This is a genomic window from Desulfovibrio mangrovi (genome assembly GCF_026230175.1).
GTDB classification, from domain to species: domain Bacteria; phylum Desulfobacterota; class Desulfovibrionia; order Desulfovibrionales; family Desulfovibrionaceae; genus Halodesulfovibrio; species Halodesulfovibrio mangrovi.
This window is the reverse complement of record NZ_CP104208.1, coordinates 3129661-3150780: the sequence shown is the minus strand read 5'-3', so window position 1 is coordinate 3150780 and position 21120 is coordinate 3129661. Positions and strand designations below refer to the sequence as shown.

At 57.8% G+C, this 21120-nt stretch carries 19 protein-coding genes; 15 read left to right on the top strand and 4 right to left on the bottom strand.

Features of this window, described 5'->3' with window-relative positions:
* Positions 1-10 precede the first annotated feature (10 nt).
* From N1030_RS14095 to bioD, 5 genes are read left to right on the top strand one after another with little or no spacing between them, the layout of a single operon-like run.
* Complete coding sequence (locus tag N1030_RS14095; protein ID WP_265826115.1) at positions 11-439, top strand: acyl carrier protein; 429 nt, start codon at positions 11-13, stop codon at positions 437-439.
* Position 440: 1 nt separating this feature from the next.
* Positions 441-1742 carry a beta-ketoacyl-[acyl-carrier-protein] synthase family protein gene (locus N1030_RS14090; RefSeq protein WP_265826114.1) on the top strand — a complete coding sequence of 434 codons (1302 nt, stop codon included), beginning with the start codon at positions 441-443 and terminating at the stop codon, positions 1740-1742.
* Positions 1739-2281 carry a hypothetical protein gene (locus N1030_RS14085; RefSeq protein WP_265826113.1) on the top strand — a complete coding sequence of 181 codons (543 nt, stop codon included), beginning with the start codon at positions 1739-1741 and terminating at the stop codon, positions 2279-2281. Before N1030_RS14090 ends, N1030_RS14085 begins: the two co-directional genes overlap by 4 nt.
* Positions 2278-3516: an aminotransferase class I/II-fold pyridoxal phosphate-dependent enzyme gene (locus tag N1030_RS14080; protein ID WP_265826112.1), complete on the top strand. Its 1239-nt coding sequence runs from the start codon at positions 2278-2280 to the stop codon at positions 3514-3516. Before N1030_RS14085 ends, N1030_RS14080 begins: the two co-directional genes overlap by 4 nt.
* Positions 3513-4226 (top strand): dethiobiotin synthase, encoded by a 714-nt coding sequence (gene bioD / locus N1030_RS14075; RefSeq protein ID WP_265826110.1) that lies wholly within the window; start codon positions 3513-3515, stop codon positions 4224-4226. The genes N1030_RS14080 and bioD overlap by 4 nt, the downstream gene beginning before the upstream one ends.
* 45 nt (positions 4227-4271) lie before the next feature.
* Here bioD and N1030_RS14070 read toward each other — a convergent pair whose 3' ends face one another.
* A complete protein-coding gene (locus N1030_RS14070; protein WP_265826109.1) occupies positions 4272-4685 on the bottom strand; it encodes a universal stress protein in 414 nt (137 codons plus the stop codon).
* A gap of 191 nt (positions 4686-4876) precedes the next feature.
* Here N1030_RS14070 and lgt point away from each other — a divergent pair, with 191 nt between their 5' ends.
* The 3 genes from lgt to N1030_RS14055 all read left to right on the top strand — a co-directional run bounded on the left by lgt (position 4877) and on the right by N1030_RS14055 (position 9624).
* Complete coding sequence (gene lgt / locus N1030_RS14065; RefSeq protein ID WP_265826108.1) at positions 4877-5665, top strand: prolipoprotein diacylglyceryl transferase; 789 nt, start codon at positions 4877-4879, stop codon at positions 5663-5665.
* 183 nt (positions 5666-5848) lie between these two features.
* Entirely contained in the window at positions 5849-6067 is a 219-nt protein-coding gene (gene infA, locus N1030_RS14060; RefSeq protein ID WP_174406646.1) for a translation initiation factor IF-1, read from the top strand.
* A 530-nt stretch (positions 6068-6597) separates the two neighbouring features.
* Positions 6598-9624 carry a proline dehydrogenase family protein gene (locus N1030_RS14055; protein WP_265829072.1) on the top strand — a complete coding sequence of 1009 codons (3027 nt, stop codon included), beginning with the start codon at positions 6598-6600 and terminating at the stop codon, positions 9622-9624.
* Positions 9625-9710: 86 nt separating this feature from the next.
* Here the strand turns inward: N1030_RS14055 and N1030_RS14050 are convergent, their stop codons facing one another.
* Both N1030_RS14050 and N1030_RS14045 read right to left on the bottom strand, forming a co-directional pair.
* Positions 9711-10391, bottom strand: a complete 681-nt coding sequence (locus N1030_RS14050; protein WP_265826107.1) for a substrate-binding periplasmic protein — start codon at positions 10389-10391, stop codon at positions 9711-9713.
* Positions 10392-10714: 323 nt separating this feature from the next.
* Entirely contained in the window at positions 10715-11404 is a 690-nt protein-coding gene (locus N1030_RS14045; protein ID WP_265826106.1) for a substrate-binding periplasmic protein, read from the bottom strand.
* Positions 11405-12227: 823 nt separating this feature from the next.
* On the opposite strand from N1030_RS14045, the gene N1030_RS14040 reads away from it, so the two are divergent.
* The gene (locus N1030_RS14040) at positions 12228-12491 is read left to right on the top strand and encodes an RNA recognition motif domain-containing protein (protein ID WP_265826104.1); all 264 of its coding nucleotides are present in this window, start codon (positions 12228-12230) and stop codon (positions 12489-12491) included.
* A 99-nt stretch (positions 12492-12590) separates the two neighbouring features.
* A complete protein-coding gene (locus N1030_RS14035) occupies positions 12591-12815 on the top strand; it encodes a hypothetical protein (RefSeq protein WP_265826103.1) in 225 nt (74 codons plus the stop codon).
* A 685-nt stretch (positions 12816-13500) separates the two neighbouring features.
* Here the strand turns inward: N1030_RS14035 and N1030_RS14030 are convergent.
* Entirely contained in the window at positions 13501-14283 is a 783-nt protein-coding gene (locus tag N1030_RS14030; protein ID WP_265826102.1) for a M48 family metallopeptidase, read from the bottom strand.
* 264 nt (positions 14284-14547) lie between these two features.
* Between N1030_RS14030 and topA the strand changes: the two genes are divergently transcribed.
* The 5 genes from topA to N1030_RS14005 all read left to right on the top strand — a co-directional run bounded on the left by topA (position 14548) and on the right by N1030_RS14005 (position 21110).
* Complete coding sequence (gene topA / locus N1030_RS14025) at positions 14548-16815, top strand: type I DNA topoisomerase (RefSeq protein WP_265826101.1); 2268 nt, start codon at positions 14548-14550, stop codon at positions 16813-16815.
* Between the two features lie 237 nt (positions 16816-17052).
* Positions 17053-18345, top strand: coding sequence for a type 2 periplasmic-binding domain-containing protein (locus N1030_RS14020; protein WP_265826100.1), 1293 nt, complete (start codon positions 17053-17055; stop codon positions 18343-18345).
* Between the two features lie 199 nt (positions 18346-18544).
* Positions 18545-18844, top strand: coding sequence for a metal-sensitive transcriptional regulator (locus N1030_RS14015; RefSeq protein ID WP_265826098.1), 300 nt, complete (start codon positions 18545-18547; stop codon positions 18842-18844).
* A gap of 227 nt (positions 18845-19071) precedes the next feature.
* Entirely contained in the window at positions 19072-19362 is a 291-nt protein-coding gene (locus N1030_RS14010; protein ID WP_265826097.1) for a hypothetical protein, read from the top strand.
* Entirely contained in the window at positions 19359-21110 is a 1752-nt protein-coding gene (locus tag N1030_RS14005; protein WP_265826096.1) for a tetratricopeptide repeat protein, read from the top strand. The genes N1030_RS14010 and N1030_RS14005 overlap by 4 nt, the downstream gene beginning before the upstream one ends.
* Positions 21111-21120: the final 10 nt, after the last annotated feature.

The following is a 21120-nucleotide window of genomic DNA, read 5'->3' as shown; positions in this document are numbered from 1 at the left end:
AGGACATATCATGACACACGACCCCATATTGTACGGCGTCTGCGCCGTCATCGCCGAAGTACTGGAACTGGACGAGCAGGACCTTTCTGCAGACACCTATGTGTTCCGCGATCTCGACACCGAATCCATCGATCTGCTGGAATACGGCATCGGCATGGGCAGGCATTTCGGCATCCGCATGCAGGACAGCACGGCCTTTCTGAAGGATCTGCGCGTGCATCTGGCTCACGCAGACGCGGTACAGAATGGCAGCACGGCAACACAAGCACAGCGCATCGCTCATCTTCGCACGGTCTACCCGCACCTTGCCGAAGAACGGCTTGCCGCCATGCTGGACGACCTTGCCGCCAGCACCAACGCCCGCCCCGTGCTCCGCATCAGCGACATTGCCGACTACGTGCGCCACACCCTGAACGCGCAGAAGCCTGCAGCCGCCTGACATGGCCCGCCGCGTCGTCATAACCGGCATGGGCTGTGTCACCCCGTTGGGTGATTCGGCCGATGCCATCCGGCAGAATGTGGAGGCAGGCCGTACGGCGTTCCGGCGCTCGGCCATCATGCCCGACGTGACGGAATCTCCCGTGCCGGACTTCCATTGCGCCGACCATGCGGGCCGTTGGAAACACGCCAAATACCTCTCACGCGGGGCCCAGTTCGCCCTTGCCGCCGCCGTGCACGCGCTGGATGACGCCTTTGGGCCGGATTCCGCAAACAAGCTTCCGGTAAGTGCCGGACTGTATCTCGGCACCGGTCCCAATCTGGACATTGCCGCCGACTTTCCCCGCGCTGTCGGAATGCCCGACAAAGGGCAGACCAACGGCCTTGACCATGAAGGCCTCTCCGCCCTGTGGCTGCTGCGCTACCTGCCCAACACCGCCGCCTCGGCCATTGCCCAGCGGCTGGGTCTGCATGGCGAAAATACCACGCTGGGCACAGCCTGCGCCGCCTCGCTCATGGCGCTGGGCACAGCCTTTCGCGCCATCCGCAACGGTTATCAGGACGTGGCTCTGGCAGGCGGCGGCGACTCGCGCCTCAGTTCCGGCGGACTGCTGGGGTATCGCAAGGCTTCTGCGCTCTGCGACAACCCCGACCTGTCTGCGAATGCGGCCAGCCGTCCTTTTGACGCGGCCCGCTGCGGCTTTGTGCCTGCGGAAGGCGGAGCCATGTTCGCGCTGGAAGAACGCGAGCATGCCGAACGACGCGGCGCACGTATCCTTGGCGAGGTGCTGGGTTACGGGAATTCACTGGACGGCCACGCCATGACCGCACCGGAACCTGACGGACGCTTTGCGGAACTGGCAGTACGCACGGCCCTGCGCGAAGCCGCGCTGAATCCGGAAGACGTGGATGCGGTATCTGCCCACGGCACCTCCACGCCGCTCAATGATGCGGCGGAAGCCCGTCTGCTGGAGCGGATATTCGGACAGAATGCGCATGGAACTGCAGAACGGGACACCGCACAGGGCCCGCTCATTCTGGCTCCCAAGTCATGGCTCGGACACGGCGCTGCGGCCTGCGGGGCGTTGGAGCTGGCCTTCTGCCTTGCCACGCTGCCGCATGGCATGGTGCCGCCGGTTCGCAACCTTGCAACCACCGATTCTCCGTTGCGTTTCGCGGGCCATGCGTCTCGGCAAACTGCCTGCCGAGAAAAAAGGTACCCCGAAACCCTGCTTCTCCAGAACTTCGGTTTCGGCGGACAGAACGCCGCCCTGCTGATCAGGCTGGCAGGAGAAGGACGATGAAAACCCAGACAGGCAGCCACGGTGCCACGACAATCATCACGGGCGGCATCTCGCGCTTCGTGATGCTGGACCGCATTACCGCCCGCACCGGCAACAGCATGACCACGCACACGGCCCTGCGTGACGCCCCCGCCTATCTGGCAACGGAATGCATGGCCCAGTGCGCCGCCCTGCACCTGCGGGCCGCGCTTCGCTTTGAACGCCACGTCTTTTTGCTGGGCATGCGCGAAGTGCAGTTTGCCGAATGCCCTGCACCTGCGCCCGAAGACGGATGCGGCCTGCTCACAGGCACCGTTGCCTGCACGGCCACACGCACGGGCGAAACGGAATCTGGAGCCGCCTACCTTGTCGCCTGCCGTCTCCTGACGGCCTCAGGCACACCCGCAATCCATCTTGCAAGCGGCGAAATGCTGCTTTCCAGCGTGCCGTATTCCGAACGCTTTCCCGAACAGGTGCTGCGCCCCCGTTATGAGGCCCTTTTCAACGACCTGATATCCGGCTCTTTGCTTTCACCTGCCTGCCGTGAGGTACGCCCATGACCGGCAACCGCTCTTCGCTTGCAAACAGGCTGGCCCTGCGGCTCGAGTCCATGCGCACGGCAGGCCTGCATCGCAATCCGCCACGTATCGACGCCCGCCACGGTGCGCATCTTGTGACGGACGGCAGACGTTGCGTCAATTTCGGCTCCAACGACTATCTGGGACTCGGCACCTGTCCTGAGTGGCAGCGGACCGTACAGTCCTGCTTTGCCGCCCATGCGCCTTCGGCTTCGTCGTCGCGGCTGGTGACGGGGCACCTTGCGGAAACGGAGCAACTGGAATCGGCCTTTGCCGCCCGTTTCGGCTACGAGGAGTGCCTGTTCTTTCCCAGCGGCTATCAGGCGAACCTTGCCGTCATCACGGGACTGCTGGCGGATGCCGACGCCATCTGCTTCGACAGGCGCATCCACGCCAGCATGGCGCATGCGCTTGCCGCTCTCGGCGCGCGGGAAGACGGACCGGCCCTGTCCGGCTACGCCCATGGCGATATTTCCCGATTGGAACAGAAACTGAGACGGCATCTGGATCGTCCGGGCGCACACCTCGGCGAGCCCGCCATTGCCATACTGACGGAGTCCCTGTTCAGCATGGACGGCGACACCCTTTGCATGCCCGCCCTGCACGCCGCAGCGAAGGCCCACAAGGCCTTCACCATCGTGGATGAAGCCCACGCCATGGGCGCACTGGGACCGTGCGGGCTGGGCTTGGCAAGCCATGCGGTGCAGAAAGACACAAGCCGGAGGCAAGGGGCAGACATCGTGGTGGGCACACTGGGCAAGGCTCTCGGGCTGTTCGGTGCATTCGTGCTGATGCCTGCGGGGTTCAAGGAATACCTTTCCAACATTGCAGCGCCGGTCATCTATTCCACAGCCATGCCGCCCGCCTTTGCCGCATGCGCCCTTGCAGCCCTCGACAGGGTTGCCGGCATGGATGCGGAACGGGCCAGCCTTGCCCGCCTCGGCCTTCTGTTTCGCGATCAGCTTGCAGACGGCCCGTTTCCCCTTCGCGGCGATGCCCACATTCTTGCTCTGGAAGTGGGCGATGAAAACCGAGCCACCCGCATGGCTGCGGCTCTGCGGGAGCAGGGCCTGCTGGTGTTCGCAGCCCGCCACCCCACTGTGCCCGCAGGCAGGGCCATACTGCGCATCAGCCTCACAGCGGCCCACGGCGATGACGACATAACGCGCCTGGCACAGGCGTTACGGATAACCGCAAGGGAGATTGCCCTTTCATGAACCGCAACCATTTCTTCGTCACCGGCACCGACACCGGCGTGGGCAAGACCGTTGTGTCTCTACTGCTCATGCGCGCCCTGTTCGCGTCAGGGCATACCCCGTTCTACTTCAAGCCCGTGCAGACAGGCTGCCGCACCGTGCATGATGCAGACAGCGACGCCCTGTTCGTATACGGCCACTGTGCGCAGCTTGCGGACTGCGATCCGGCACGTTCCGTGGGATTACTGTATCAGGCACCCAAGGCGCCGCTCTTTGCGGCACGGGATGCTGGCACCACAGTGGATACAGAAGCGCTCTGCGCCATGCTGCACGACATCAGCAACGCCCATGAACACGTGGTTTTCGAAGGGGCCGGAGGTGCGCTGGTTCCGATAACGGAACACATGTTCATGACGGACCTGATGGCCGCAACAGATGCCCGCACCATCGTGGCGGCCCGGGCAGGACTTGGCACCATCAACCACACCCTGCTCACGCTGGAGTCCCTTTCCCGCCGCAACTTGGACGTTGCGGGCGTGGTCATGGTGCAATCGCCGCAGGCCGTGACCCCCGAGGCCATGGTGGTGGAGAACATTGAGGCTGTTGAACGAATTTCAGGCGTTCCGGTTCTCTGCGTGGTTCCGCCGCTGACCGATTTTATGCACGACGGGGAAGAGGCGGTGCAGGCCTTGGGCAGGGCACTCCTGACCGGAGGCATCCGGCATCCCTGACGCAAAAAAGCCGCCTTTCGGCGGCTTTTCTGTAGCTGTGGTGAGTTAGCGAACGATCAACACGCGGCACGGTGCGGTTTTAAGCACCCGCTCGGTCACGCTGCCGAGGAGCAACCCCTGCAAGGGGTTCACGCCGCGGGGGGCCATGACGATCATGTCCACCTTCTCGCGCTCTGCAAGGTCGCTGATCACGTCAGTGGGCGAGCCGTCAATCACACGCTCCATGTAGCGAATGCCGTGATCCTGCAGAACGTCTCTTGCGGCTCCCAGCGCCTTGTTGGCGCTTTCGGCCGCTTCGCGGGCATAGTCGCCCTTGAGTTTCAGGTTGGGGAACACCACGCTGCAATGCAGCAGAATAATGTCCGCCTTGAAATGCTTGGCCCATTCGGCCGCCTCGCGCGCGGCGCGCACGGAATGCTCGGAGCCGTCAACCGGAAGAAGAATTTTGGCGATATCCATATGGACCCCCTTACTTGTGTTGCAATGCATGCCCGCAAGAGATCATATATCTTTCATACTACCATTGTAGCTCTTCTACAGAATTACGGCAATGTATTGGCCATTTATTTTCATCCCTTCCGCAGGTTCGTTGACGGAAGGCGCAACAACGGGGTACCTATGGCAAGAGTTCAATACCTGAGAGGCGTTTAATGCTCACCTACCCCATGCTTGATCCGGTAGCCTTTTCCATAGGCCCATTGTCCGTGCACTGGTACGGCCTGATGTACCTTTTCGGCTTTCTTGCCGCATGGCTGCTCGGCAGATACCGAGCAGCACAACCCGGTTCCGGGTGGAACGCAGGCATGGTGGACGACATGCTCACCTCCTGCATCTTGGGCGTGGTGCTGGGGGGCAGAATCGGCTACATCCTCTTCTACGACCTGACATATTATCTTCAGAACCCCATTCAGATGCTGCACGTATGGAACGGCGGCATGTCCTTCCATGGCGGTCTGCTGGGCGTTATCATCTGCTTCTGGCTCTTTGCGAGAAAGAACAGGATCAGCATCTTCGACATCGGCGATTTTGCCGCCCCGCTGGTTCCGCCCGGACTGTTCTTCGGTCGTATCGGAAACTTCATCAACGGCGAGCTATGGGGACGCCACACCACGGCGGAAGTAGGCATGATCTTCCCCGGCGGCGGTCCTTTTCCGCGCCACCCCTCGCAGCTGTACGAAGCCGCCCTTGAAGGCGTGATCATGTTCGTGCTGCTGTGGGTCTTCTCCGGCAGACGCCCGCCCCGCCGCTGCGTTTCCGGCCTGTTCCTCATCCTGTACGGCTCTTTCCGCTTCATCGTGGAATTCTTCAGAGAACCGGACGCCCAACTCGGCTTCATCGCCTTCAGCTGGCTCACCATGGGCATGCTGCTCTGCCTGCCCATGATCGCCTACGGCCTGTTCCTCTGTATTCAGGGCAAACGGAGAAATGAATACTTGTAGCGAATTATCATGCGCAACTGTGCTGTTTGCCGCTACGCTGTATTGACAGGTGATTTTTTTTGTGGAAAGGCGTTTGCGTTAGACAACCAGCGGTGTACCGGTTGATCGTAAAGATCTTGGCCGATACTGGCCCAATGACCGTTATACCTTCGTCTCCCATTTTGTTTGCTGCATGGAGGTAGCATGGCCAAGGAAGACGCCATTGAGGTGGCAGGTGTAGTGCAGGAAGCCCTGCCCAACGCGATGTTTCGGGTGACCCTCGAAAACGGGTTGGATGTACTTGCCCACATTTCCGGAAAGATGCGTAAGTTTTACATCCGCATTCTTCCTGGTGATTCTGTGAAGGTGGAACTCTCCCCGTACGATCTTACGCGCGGACGCATCACCTATCGCATGAAATAATTGGCTTTTGGCCGTACAGCCCATGGGCTGACGCAAAGCCGTCTTGCCTGACGCCTCAGAGAACATCGGGGTATTCCGATGAATGCAGGTCTCAGATCGACGGCTTTTCGTGTTTCCTGTAATCGGCCTTCCCCCCTCCGCGCTACCCGCCCTCTCCGCCCCCCCCTCCGCGACTTACCGCAACAGCCTGAAGCGACGCTTTAATCGCAACTGCAAAGCCACGCAATAACTTACTTTTATTATTTCACACAGAAAATGTCGACAGTCGCCATTTTATTCGATACACAAAATGTCGACAGTCGGCATTTTCATGCCTGCTGGCCCGAATTGTTGTCTGCCGCACGAAAACACCTGTCCCAAGCGTGTTGCCGCATAGACATCACGCTTCCCCTTCAGGGCTTTCCTGCGCCATGGCTTCCGGACGCAATCTCTGGCATTGTGGCAGGAAACGGTTTCCCTACGCGAACAGTCAGCTCGGCTGGCGTGCCTCAAGCGCAACGCCGGCAGGAGATAACGAAGGAGGAGACGTGATGGATACAGGTCTTGATACGCGCATAGTCGGGCGCGGTAAGGAATTCTTCAAGAGCATCAGCGGCGAGGCGCCGTCCATATTCAACAAAGGCTGGTGGACCGGCAAAGTTATGGACTGGGCCATGAAGAATGAAGACTTCAAGGTTCAGCTCTTCCGTTTCGTGGACGTGTTCCCCTATCTGAACACCTCCGAATCCCTTTCCCGCCATATCCGCGAATATTTCTCCGGTGAAGACCAGGACGTTCCCGCCGTGCTCAAGTGGGGCGCAGGCAAGGCAGACGGCCTGCTGGGCAAGCTCACCTCCGGCCTGATGGAAAAAACCATCCGCACCAACATTGAAGGCATGGGCCGCCAGTTCATCGTGGGACAGGAAACCAAGGAAGCGGTCAAAGGCCTTGCCAAGCTGCGCAAGGACGGATTCGCCTTCACCGTTGACCTGCTCGGCGAAGCAACCGTGAGCGAAGAAGAAGCCGATGCCTACCGTGACGGCTACCTTGAGGTGCTGGACGCCATTGCCAAGGAACAGGACAAGTGGAAGGCCCTTCCCGGCAAGGGCGGCGACGCCTCCCTTGACTGGGGCTACACCCCCAAGGTGAACGTTTCCATCAAGCCCTCCGCCCTCTACTCACAGGCCAAGTCCGTGGATGTTGAAGGCTCCGTGCAGGGCATCATTAACCGCCTTATCCCCATCTACCGCAAGGTGATGGAGATGAAGGGCTTCCTGTGCATCGACATGGAATCCCTCAAGTACCGCGAAATCACGCTGGAACTCTACCGCCGCCTGCGCACCATGCCCGAGTTCCGCGACTACCCGCATCTTTCCATCGTGTTGCAGGCTTACCTGCGCTGCACCGACCATGACCTCGCCGAACTCATCAAGTGGGCCCGCACCGAACGCCTGCCCATCGCCATCCGTCTGGTAAAGGGCGCCTACTGGGATATGGAAACCGTTGTGGCCAAGCAGAACGGCTGGGAAGTTCCAGTGTGGACCCACAAGCCCGAGTCCGACATCGCCTTTGAACGTCAGGCCCGCGTGATTCTGGAAAACAGCGACATCTGCTACTTCGCCTGCGCTTCGCACAACATCCGCTCCATTTCCTCGGTCATGGAAACAGCCCGTGAACTGAACGTGCCTGAAAGCCGCTACGAGTTCCAGGTGCTCTACGGCATGGCAGAACCCGTACGCAAAGGCCTGCTGAACGTTGCCGGTCGCGTGCGTCTGTACTGCCCCTACGGCGATCTCATTCCCGGCATGGCCTACCTTGTACGCCGCCTGCTGGAAAACACCGCCAACGAATCCTTCCTGCGCCAGAGTTTTGCAGACGGCGCGGAAATGGAACGCCTGCTTGAAAACCCGCAGAAGACGCTGGACCGCGAACTGGCCGCCAAGCCCGCGCCCAAGCCTGCCGGATTCCACGAAGGCATACAGGGCATTCCGCTCTTCGTGAACGATTCCATGATCGACTTCACCGTGCCGGAGGCACGCTCCGCCTTCCCCGCAGCCATCAAGGACATCCGCTCCCGCATGGGCGGCAAGATTCCGCTGTATATCGACGGCAAGGACGTGATGACCGACGACGTCATCCCCACCACCAACCCGGCCAACTACTCCGAAAAACTGGCGGACATGTGTCAGGCAGGCGTGGCTGAAATCGATGCCGCGCTGGACGCTGCCGAACGCGCTTTCTACACGTGGCGCGACGTGTCTCCCGAAGACCGCGCCAACTACCTGATGAAGGCTGCTGAAGTGGCCCGCAAGAAGGCCTACGAGCTTTCCGCATGGCAGATTCTGGAAGTGGGCAAGCAGTGGGATCAGGCATTCCACGACGTGGGCGAAGGCATCGACTTCCTCGAATACTATGCCCGCGAGATGCTGCGCCTCGGCCGCCCGCGCCGCATGGGCCGCGCACCCGGCGAACACAACCAGCTGTTCTACCAGCCCAAGGGCATCGCCGCGGTCATCTCGCCGTGGAACTTCCCCTTCGCCATTTCCATCGGCATGGCCTCTGCCGCCATCGTCACGGGTAACCCCGTGGTGTTCAAGCCATCCTCCATCAGCGCCCGCGTGGGCTACAACCTGACCGAGGTGTTCCGCGAAGCCGGTCTGCCCGCAGGCGTATTCAACTTCTGCCCCGGCCGCAGCTCCGTGATGGGCGACTACCTCATCGAGCATCCCAAGGTAAGCATGATCTGCTTCACCGGCTCCATGGAAGTGGGTCTGCACATCCAGAACAAGGCCAGCGTGGTCAAGCCCGGCCAGATGCAGTGCAAGCGCGTTATCGCAGAAATGGGCGGCAAGAACGCCATCATCATCGACGACGATGCCGACCTTGATGAAGCAGTGTTGCACGTGCTCTACTCCGCCTTCGGCTTCCAGGGCCAGAAGTGCTCCGCCTGCTCCCGCGTCATCGTGGTGGAACCCATCTACGACCGCTTCGTGAACCGCCTTGTACAGGCTGCCGGCGACGTGAAGATCGGTCCTTCCGAAAATCCGGCCAACTACATGGGCCCGCTGGCAGACGTTAGCCTGCAGCGCAACGTGAACGAATACATCAAGATCGCCGAGCAGGAAGGCACGATTCTGGTCAAGCGCACCGACATTCCTTCCGAAGGCGCGTATGTGCCCATGACCATCGTGGGCGACATCAAGCCGCACCACCGCATCGCGCAGGAAGAAATCTTCGGCCCCGTGCTTGCGGTAATGAAGGCCAAGACCTTCGACGAGGCGCTTGATATCGCAAACGGAACCCGCTTTGCCCTGACCGGCGGCGTATTCTCCAGAAGCCCCGAGCATCTGGAAAAGGCCCGCAAGGACTTCCGCGTGGGTAACCTGTACCTGAACCGCAACAACACCGGCGCGCTTGTGGAACGCCAGCCCTTCGGCGGCTTCAAGATGTCCGGCGTGGGCTCCAAGACCGGCGGCCCCGACTACCTGCTGCAGTTCATGGATCCCCGCTGCGTAACGGAAAACACCATGCGCCGCGGCTTCGCTCCCATCGAGGAAGACGACGACTGGATCGCCTAAGCCTCACCCTCACGAGGCACGGATATGAAAAAGGCCGGACAGCGAAAAGCTGTCCGGCCTTTGTATTGCATTACGTATCATACCGGTCAATTCTCTTTGCCACGCAGCCTCGCCATGGTGCCGTCCTTCTCCATCTCCTCCAGCGCCTTGGCAAGCTGGGGCACGAGCATCGCGTGTTTGCGGTGGACATAGTGATACATGACCAGCAAGGTTAACGGCTTTTCGTGGGCATAGACATCCGTAATGCCCAAGGCACGCAGTTCCGCCTGCCCCGTCTCGCGCAGGTGCACGGCTACGTCTATCTTGCCCACGCCCAGCATCTCGAACATCTTGCGGCGGTCATCAAAACTGACCACGTCCATGCCTCTGGTTCCGGTCTCGGCAAACTTCACGCCGATTTCCACACCAACCCTGTACTTGCGCAGATCATCCCAATCCTGCACAGGGGGGACACTGCTCTTGGAAAAAGCGACACCATCATATGATCCGATGGAGACGGGAACCTGAATAAGATTCGGATACAACTCGCCGATCAACGGAATGCGCGCCAGTTCTCCGTCCACTTCGCCCCGGTTGGCCATGACCAGCGACCTTTCTCCGGGCAAAGGCACAATCTCCACGGTTATCCCTATACGCCGGTAAGCCTCAACGACGATAGGGACAAGCGATTGCGCCGTCTCCATGTCAAAGGCAGAAATACGATAGACCTGCCCGGCCATGGCAGGAAAACAGACCAACAGAACCAGCAGAGTCATGAACAACCGCATTCTGAACCCTCCGATCCCCCGGATCGACGCCACTACATGTTCGGCATTCAGGCCCCAACGAAAGAAACCGCGCCTGAACCCATTTGATACTATGGAACCGACACCATAACACAAGACATCCCCCAGATGCAAAGCTCCGGCAAATGACGCATCTGGCCACTACAATTCTTTTACTTTCACTTTTCTCACCCGCCGCTTTCTGCGCCTGCCCGATCCACATTCTACCTGCGTACGGGGCATATTCTGCCCAAGCTCCACAAACAGGGCTTACCCTGAAGCTGGTCACCAGGCGCATTCAAGCCGCCCCCCTCCAAACGCTCTTTTCACGGCGTAAGCTGTTGAGCCTGCTTACTTTTCTCAAAAGTGCCGTTCGCCAGCAATTCCGTAAACACTCTGGCCAGTTCCGGCACCAATGTTTCATGCTTCTTGTGAACATAATGATAAAGCGGTTCCACAGACAACGGAGGATCTGAGGCGTAAACATTCTGTAAATTAAGTCGGTTGATCACTTGGTCGCCAATCCTCCTTAGAACCACCACCACGTCCAGCCTTCCGGCATCCAACACCCTGAACATGCGCTCGCGGTCACTGAACGCGGTTACGTTCATATCGCGGGTGTAAAACTCTGCGCTCTTGAACCCTATCTCCACACCTATCCGGTATTGCAAAAGGTCTTCCCAATTGCGGACAGGAGGCAACCCCTTACGCATGAACGCCGTAATTCTGGCAGTGTCAATCGGTACGGGAATCCTGACCAGTGTGGGATATAGCCTCCCCACGATGGCCGTGCGTACAAGTTCGGCATCTGCAATGCCTTGGCTGGACTGAAAGAGGGCGCGCTCTCCCGGATAATTGATAACCGTCGCGTTATGCCCCAGCCGCGCGTACGCCTTGATCACCATAGCGGAAATGTCCGCGTAGGTAATTCCATCCAACGTGGCGATTCGATAGGTCTCCGCTTTGACAGGAGAGCAAAAGAGAACAAGGCCCAATAACATGACGACAATTCGCATATTGATACCCGCCGGTGGAATAATGCCTCTGACAATAACTCCTGCTTTTCAGCCTATCATCAGGCCCCAAGGTGTGGAGTATAAATTTTTGAATTAATGCGCCCCAGCCCCCTTCAAACCGGAAAACTCCTTTCCTGAAGCCTGCACCGCACCGCATCAAAACAATTAATACACAATAATATTATCTAGTTGCATGACACACAAAAGGTACAAAATTCTGAACCACGCCCCCCCAGAACAGGGTATCAGGCGTTCTCCTGGTAAAAATTCTCTTACTGCGACGAAAGTTGGCAAACCCAAAGACATCACTGCAACTAAATGTATTAATTAATAAAAATGAAATAGCACATTTTCACACCAATTTTGGCACGCCTCCTGCTATAAACAGATTACCTTCTTACTTTTGCGACTAAAAATTTCAGCGGTTCAAGGGTGGCTCCTTGGACCGCTTAGTCGTTTATGGGGGAAAATCATTCTTCCATAAAACGTACACAGCAGACAGATAGCATCTGCCCTTTACGTCTCAAAATATGTCCTAATTATTTTTTTACGACGTAACCAATCGCAATACTGCAGCAACACCTCAACATCAGAGACTCGAAACACATCTTCTGAAAAATATCCCTTGACTTATCTCAGCCGACAGGAGAGCTTCACGGCTCACATACCAGCGGCACCCGTGGAGGCGCGGTCCGAATGTTGACCAGCGCTGGTTTGAATCAACAGGAATATCAAGGAGCAGCCTACGCACTGATAGAGCTGCCCTTTTTTTTGGCGCACGGGCACCATACCAAATATATTTTTTTTCTCTCAAGGAACTCTCATGTCTAAGAAACTTTATGTCGGCAATCTCCCCTGGTCCGCTACCGAAAACGACGTTCGTGCAGCTTTTGAAGCTTACGGCAACGTCACTTCCGTAAATCTGGTAGAAGACCGCGAAACCGGCCGCGCACGTGGCTTCGGCTTCGTAGAAATGGATGACGCCGGCGCAGCTGAAGCCATCCACAATCTTGATGGCCGCGAGTTCGGCGGACGTAACCTTAAGGTTAACGAAGCCAAGCCCCGCGAACAGCGCAGCCGCTGGTAGTTTTCCCTCGCGGAATCCGCATCGGTTACGGGCGCCCGTCTCTTTTGCGAGGCGGGCGCTTTTCTTTTCCCCGAACCCACACCGAATAGGAGCCCTTCAGTGCCGCCTCGCAACTACAAGTTTGAAAAACGTCAGAAGGATCTGGCAAAAAGTAAAAAGAAAGAAGAAAAGCTCCAGAAAAAGCTCATGAAAAAGCATAGCGGCGAATCGTCAAATGAAATGGATACAGAGAACAACGCACAGGAAATGAATGACATGCCGGGAGACGCCCTCCATGCGGACTCCCGCGAATCAGACGATACGACCGATAGCAGAAATGACTAAACTCTCCATGGCGGGGATGAACAGGAAGGCTCTTCTCACCCTCTGCGCTCAGTAGAGCACGGGCAACGCTCACCCGAGCGCTTCTTCCACACTCCGACAATCCCGCCAACGGCAAAGTGCCGGACTGCATATGCAGTCCGGCACTTTGCCGTTTAAACCGCCTCATCAGGATGAGTTCCATCCCCAGTATAAATTTTTTAATCAAAGTCCGTTTGTCGCGCCATGTGCAGTCAGGCCAGCCTCTGCATCCTCGAACACAGGAAACCAAGACAAATAAACACTGCTATTTCAATATATTATTCTTCCACCGAGAAATACAAAAATCTAAACTCACGTCTTGCTACCTGCGCTTTTCCCGCCCTGTGGGCAAAGATTTTGTACTTTACACAGGACGTCCACTCCTCCCGCAGCAACGCACAACGCACTGTTATCATTCAATATAGCACAAACAACAGTCGACAAAGAATTTTTGGCACACCTCCTGCTATAAACAAATTACCTTCTTTCTTTTGCGACTAAAAATTTCAGCGGTTCAAGGGTGGCTCCTTGGACCGCTTAGTCGTTTCTGGGGGCAGCGCGCATAACCGGCACGTTGCCTCTTTTGTTTGCAGAACAAGAAAAGGCCGCCCCGAAGGGCGGCCCTGAACAGCTCGTATCAATTCCGTGCCGTTAATGGCAGGCAATACTACTGAGGCTTCTTGTAATACTGCATGGCCTCCGGAATAAGCTCCTTGATGGCCTCTATGCGATTTTCCGAAGCGGGGTGGGTAGAAAGAAACTCCGGCGGCTTGTTCCCCGGCTGCTGGGCAAAGGCCCTCCAGAATTCCAGCGCGGCGTGGGGGTCATATCCGGCCTTGGCCATGAGTATAAGGCCCACCCGGTCAGCCTCATATTCCTGAACGCGCGAGAAGGGCAGAATGACGCCCACATTCACGCCCACGCCGAAGGCTGCGCCCATGGCGGCTCTGGTGGCGGGCGACAGGTCCTGGCCGGAAAGCGCAATCATGCCCACGGCAGCGCCCGTCTGGGCCGCCAGCGCCGTGGAGACTCGCTCCGCCCCGTGGCGGGCGATGGCATGCCCGATCTCGTGCCCCATAACAGCGGCGAGCTCGGCATCATTCTTAATGTACTTGAAAATGCCGGTATACACGAAGACCTTGCCTCCGGGCAGACAGAAGGCATTGGGCATATCATCCTTGAGGATGGTGTTGAACTCCCACTGAAAATCATCACGCCCTGCACTCGCAGCAATGTTCTTGCCCACGCGGGTCACGGCCTTGGAGTTCTCGCTTGTCGTGTCGCGCTTTTCGGTTTTCAGCACGTCATTGGCGGTTTTCTTTCCCAAGGCCAGTTCTTCCTGCTGTGAAATAATCATCAGCTGGTTTCGGCCCGTATAGGGTGCTTTGGCGCATGCGGAAAGAAACAACGCACAGGCAAGGCAACCACAGAGAATTACTACTTTTCTCATTGCATATTTTCCTGTTATAGCTAACGACCGCGTAGAGGAAAACCGTTCGGGACCAGGGAAAACCTCACTTGACGCCATTGGCATTTGTCGTATTTTCCCCTACCTGAAACGGAACGGCACGCGGAGCCTGCTTCCGCAAGGCTTCATATTATAATGACCACTCCGGCCCGGAAAGCAACACTCGCCTCCCGGAACGATACCCAATCATTCCGGCGCGACTGTATGCGAGCCTCCGGGAAACATCAACGGACGATAGGATTTTTCATGGGCAAAGACCTGATTATCGTGGAATCACCGGCCAAGGTGAAAACCATCAAGAAATTCCTCGGGCGCAACTATATGGTGCACGCAAGCGTGGGCCACGTACGCGATCTGCCCACCAAGGACCTTGGCGTGGATGAAGCAAAGGACTTCAAGCCCAAGTATCAGGTCATACAGGGCAAGCAGAAGGTCGTGAACGCCCTGCGCGATGCCGCAGCCGGTGCGGACAATGTCTATCTCGCACCCGACCCCGACCGCGAGGGAGAGGCCATTGCATGGCACGTGGCCGAGCTGATCAAGAAGGAAAACCAGAACATCAGCCGCATCCAGTTCAACGAAATTACCGCCCGCGCCGTGCGCGAAGCGCTGGAACACCCGCGCCCGCTGAACGAGAATCTCTTCGACGCCCAGCAGGCCCGACGCATTCTGGACCGCCTTGTGGGCTACAAGCTTTCCCCCCTGCTCTGGAAGAAGGTAAAGCGCGGCATCTCCGCCGGACGCGTGCAGTCCGTGGCCCTGCGCCTTATCGTGGACCGCGAGGCCGAGCGCCACGCCTTCACTCCCGAAGAGTACTGGACCCTGCGCGTGGAGCTGTCCGGCGCCACCCCGCCCCCCTTCCGTGCAGAGCTGCACAAGGTGGACGGCAAGAAGCCCGTGGTGGGTGACGGCGACACCGCCGCCGCCATTGAGACCGCCGTCAAGGAAGCGCAGTTCACCGTGGAAAAGGTGGAAGAGAAAAAGCGCCAGCGCCAGCCGCTGCCGCCCTTCATCACCTCCACCCTGCAGCAGCTCGCCAGCCAGCGGCTGGGCTATTCCGCCAAGCGCACCATGTCCATTGCCCAACGCCTCTATGAAGGCGTGGAACTGGGCGAGCAGGGCACCGTGGCGCTCATCACCTATATGCGTACCGACTCCGTACGCATTGCGGACGAGGCGCAGCAGGCCGCGCTTTCCCTCATCGGCGACATGTACGGCAAGGAATACCTGCCGGAAAAGCCCCGCTTCTACAAAACCAAGTCCGCCGCACAGGACGCGCATGAAGCCATCCGCCCCGTCGATGTGACCCTGACGCCGGATATGGTGCAGAACCTGCTCCCCCGCGAGCAGCACAGCCTGTACCGGCTCATCTGGCAACGCTTTGTGGCCTCGCAGATGGCCTCTGCCGAATTCCACGACACCACCGTGACCGTGACTGCCGCCAACACCCACTGGCGCGCCAAGGGCGAGCGCATGCTCTTCCCCGGCTTCCTTGCGGTTTCCCCGCAGAAGGGTACGGAAAGCGAAGAGCTGCCCAAGCTGGAAGAAGGGCAAGTCGTCACCCTGACCAATTTCGAGAAGGAACAGAAGTTCACCCAGCCGCCTCCGCGCTACACGGAAGCCTCGCTAGTGCGTGAGCTGGAAGAAAAAGGCATCGGCCGTCCTTCCACCTACGCGTCCATCATCTCCACGCTCATCGACCGCGACTACACCTCGCTGGTGGACAAGCACTTCGTGCCCACCGACCTTGGCCGCGTGGTCTGCGAAAAGCTCAGCAGGCACTTTGTCACCCTCATGGACGTGGGCTTCACCGCGCAGATGGAAGACGCCCTCGACAAGGTGGCGGAAGGCGAACAGAACTGGGTGGACCTGCTCAAGGACTTCGTGCAGGACTTCGACCCCACGCTTGAAAAGGCGTCTTCTGAGATGGAAGCCGTGAAACAGGGTCTGACCACCGAAGTGAACTGCTCCGAGTGCGGTAAGCCCATGATCATCAAGTTCGGCAAGGCGGGTACCTTCCTTGCCTGTTCCGGCTACCCCGAGTGCAAGAACACCACGAACTTCACCCGCGATGAAGACGGCAACATCCAGATTGTGGAACGCCCGCAGGAAGAGCCCGAAAAGGCGGGCACCTGCCCCGAGTGCGGCAAAGACCTGGTTGTGAAGAAGGCCCGCACCGGCAGCCGGTTCATTGCCTGCTCCGGCTATCCGGACTGCAAGCACACCGAGCCGTTCTCCACGGGCGTGAAATGCCCCCGCTGCGAAACCGGCATGCTGGTGGAAAAAAGCTCCAAGCGCGGCAAGGTGTTCTACTCCTGCAACCAGTACCCCAAGTGCGACTACGCCCTCTGGGACTGGCCCGTGGCCGAACCCTGCCCGCAGTGCGATTCCAAGGTGCTGACCATCAAGACCACCAAGGCGCGCGGCAAGCACATTGCCTGCCCTGAAAAGAGCTGCCGTTACACCCGCTCGCTCGAAGGCGGCGATTCCGGCGACGAGAGCGGCGAAGAATAGCCCCCGCCGGATCCGGCACCATCCTGACAATTAACCGCCGCGGCGCAATGCACCGCGGCGGTTTTGTATTCCAGCCCCATTCCGCCTATTCCTTCCGGCCCGTCAAATCCGGTTCCCCACCTCTTCCGGTCATCGCACAACGGAACTCACCTGCATTCAGCTCACCCCGGCCTTGCCAAAAAACTGTAATATAGACTATGTGATAACATCTTAGTTCAGCCTCGCAAGGAGAGACACATGCAGTTCAGACAGACAGTTACCCGCATTACGGCCGGCATCGCATCGGTCCTGTGCCTTGTTCTTATGGCCGCCTGCGCCATGGCAGGCAGCCCCCAGCGCACGGTGCTGAAGGTGGTGCCCTATCCCGACATTCCCGGCAGCTTCGACAGCATGCTCGCCATCGTGGAAAAGGGCTTTGAGAAGAAGAATCCGGACATAGACCTCGTGCTCGTGCCCGCATCGGTGCACAACGTGTATGAGCTGCCCTTCCTGCGGGAGGTGCTGACCAATTCCACCGAGCAGGGCGGCGCGCACATCGTGGAAACGGACACCATCATGATGGGCGACCTCGCGCTGGAGGGCATTATCCGTCCCCAGACCTTCACCAGTGAAGACTGGCATCCGCTCATCGTGAAGGGCACCACGGTCAATGGCGTGCGCTACGGTGTGCCCCACTGGCTGTGCGGCAACTTTCTCATCTCCCGCGACCAGTTTCTCACCCAGTCGCAGGGCGTGAAGGACCTGAACAACCGCATCCGCACCATCAAGCCCAAGGGCCCGTGGCTTGCGGGCAACTATGCGGGCACCTCCTATCTGGTGCTGTACTACACGCAGGCGTGGGGCGAAGACCGTCCCCGCTACAACGACCTGCTGCCCGCCATTACCGGCTCTGTTGTCCCGTCCTCCGCCCGCAACGTGGCCGCTGCCTCCAACCTGTGCATTGAAGACGGCAAGAACCCCTGCGTGGACGGCACCTATTACAACGACTTCACGCCCATTTTCGAGCGCACGGTAAAGGGCGATTACGCAGCCCTGCAGGGCTTTTCCGAAAGCATGTGGTACATGATGCAGTACGGGGCCAAGCCGGAGGAATGGCACATATCGCCCCTGCCCATTGGCGACACCACCCGCAATGTGATTCTGGGCGACGCCTACATCGCCCGTAAGGATCTGGACCCCGCCACCGCCACGGCTGCCGAGAAATTCTACAGCTACATGATGGAGGATGCCACGTATCAGGCCATCATCTTCTCCGGCGGCCAGCCCGGCCAGAAGGTACCGCGCTATCTGGCCCCTGCACGCCTGAACATATTCTCGCTGCCGGACTTGAAGAACGACGTGTATTACCAGCGCGTGTTCGCAGCCATGACCTCGACGGGGGGCACCAACTACCCCAACCTGTACGTGCCGGACAACCGCGACCGCATATACGAGCAGGTCATGCCCTACCTGAACGGCGCAAAGACGAAGGGTCCCCGCAGGAGCATGATGCAGCACCACATGAAGCGTACGAACCAGAAAACAAAATAACGGTTCCGGCTCTGTAATCGGCGTATTCCGGCATAAGCGGCAGGCTCCGCAAGGGCGGAGCATCATCCGGCCATCATCCCGCCAACAGGGAATTCCTGTTTCCGGGGTATGAGTTGCAGCTTTCCGTAAAAAGTTGCAATGTGTCGCGTCTGTCTTCCCGTGTGGATAAATCGGACGGCAGGCATTGCAAGGAGAGCCCATGAACGAAGCCGAAATGAACAAAGAACAGGAAGCCGTTAAACAGAACGTCCAGAAGCGGCTTAAACGCATAGAAGGTCAGATTCGCGGCATTCAGCGCATGATCGAAGATGGCAAGGAGTGCGAGGACATCCTCGTGCAGGTCCGTGCCGCCCGTTCTGCGCTGCAGTCCGCCAGCAAGCTGATTCTGCGCCGCTACATTCTGCGCTGCCATATAGACGCCCTGCGCGATGCATCCGAAGGTCGCAAAGACCCCATCGAGAAGGTCATCGACGTGCTGGCGCAGTATGTGGATGATTAGTTGGAGTGGATGCCGGACTACGGCGATTGGTAAGATGACAAACGGCCCGCAGCAAATACTGCGGGCCGTTTTTGTTTGGGATTGTAGATAGTTCACCTTGAATTCGTTGACAGATACAGACCCACACGAATACCCTCTTGATGAATAAAGTGCCTACTCACGAATAGCAGCCGATACCCGCTTATTTTCTGCGATGCCGCATACCGGCCAACAGGAGGGAGAGCCGTATGGATATAGTACCGTTTGTCTGGAGCGCCCTTGCAGGAGGCATTGCCTACGATGCCGTGAAAGCCTGCCTTGGCAAAACAGCGGAGCGCCTGATCGCCTTTGTGCGAGATGACGAGAAAACCCGCTTTGAAGACTCCCTGCTCGCCGTTCTGGAAAGCAACGACACAATCAGACAGCAGTTGGAAGCGCTGCAGGCGGGAACCCCAACCGTCAACATAACCACGGGGAACATCACCCATAACGGCTCTGGCAACATAAACGTTGCCAATACGATTACGGTGAAGAAATGAGTTCTCTGCCTATAGACAACCCGAGCGTCAACCATTCGGGAAGTGGTGACATAAACCTCGCCAACAACATATACATCACCAACATCATTGATAAATCAGCTGAGCATGCAGAGTTGCGCAGGCGGGTTGAGGAAGCTCACATCCCTTATGACAAGGCCGTAGCCCGTGCTAAGCAGTACCCTGAGGATCCTAGCTTTCTGGATGATGTATCCACCTCTCTAAAACAATTACAGGAAGCAGAACAAGAGATTAAAGAGTTTGAGCGCGGCGTCTGCAATCTCGCCAAAGAGATTGAGCGTATCAACATAGATACGGAGCGCTACCGTAAGGCAAAAGCCTACTTCGAGAATGGCGACTTCGATGCGGCCAGAAAGGCGCTGGACGATGCAGGCATGAAGGCAGAACAGGCTGCCATGCTGGAACGCATAGGGGCACTGGACAAACAAAGGCAGCAGCTAACAGAGCAGATTGAGAACAATGCCGAAGAATTCATGCTGAAGGCTGCGCTCACCGCCATTGATTTCGACTTGGGAACTCAACGCATTCAGCTAGCAATGGAAGCCTTTGAGAATGCGTTGCGAAGCTCCGTTCTACCGGAGAAAGCCGCTAATCGGCATTTCAACTACGCTTACTTCCTTCAGAAACACAACCAATTCGCCCCTGCGACCTTGCATTACAACGAAGCTCTGCAAAACTACCGCACTCTCGCTAGCAATAATCCGGAGGCCTTCCTGCCTGATGTGGCTGCTACGATCAACAACCTGGGAGAACTGCACCACAGAGAAAACCGCATGCAGGAAGCAAGAGACGCATATAACGAAGCTCTGCAAAAATACCATACCCTCGCTAGCAATAATCCGGAGGCCTTCTTGCCTGACGTAGCTAGGACGCTCAATAATCTTGGCAACTTGCACTCTGACGAAAACCGCATGCAGGAGGCAAGAGAAGTATACGAGGAAGCGCTGCAAGCACATCGCTCGCTAGCTAGCAAAAATCCGGAGACATTCCTGCCTGACGTAGCCATGACACTCAACAATCTGGGCGTACTGCATCGCAACGAAAACCGCATGCAGGAGGCAAGAGACGCATACGAGGAAGCACTGCAAATCAGACGCACTCTCGCTAGCAAAAATCCCGAGGCATTCCTGCCTGACGTGGCCCTGACACTCAACAATCTTGGCATACTGCACCGCAACGAAAACCGTATGCAGGAGGCAAGAGACGCATACGAGGAAGCACTACAAATCAGACGCACTCTCGCTAGCAAAAATCCCGAGGCATTCCTGCCTGACGTGGCCCTGACGCTCAACAATCTTGGCGTACTGCACTGGAACGAAAAACGCATGCAGGAGGCAAGAGACGCATACGAGGAAGCACTACAAATCAGACGCACTCTCGCTAGCAAAAATCCGGAGACATTCCTGCCTGACGTAGCCCTGACACTCAACAATCTGGGCGTACTGCACTGGAACGAAAAACGCATTCAGGAGGCAAGAGACGCATACGAGGAAGCGCTGCAAATCAGACGCACTCTCGCTAGCAGAAATCCGGAGGTCTTTCTGCCTGATGTGGCCACGACACTTAACAACATTGGGTACCTGAACCAAGTTGAGGGCCGCAAAACAGATGCACGTTCCTGCTATGAAGAAGCTCTGAAAATTTTCCAAGAGTTCAAAAGGAAGAGCCCTGCCCGATTTGCAACAAATGTAGAGATAGTGCAGAACAACCTTGCCCGCCTCGACCAATAGCTTTTCAAGC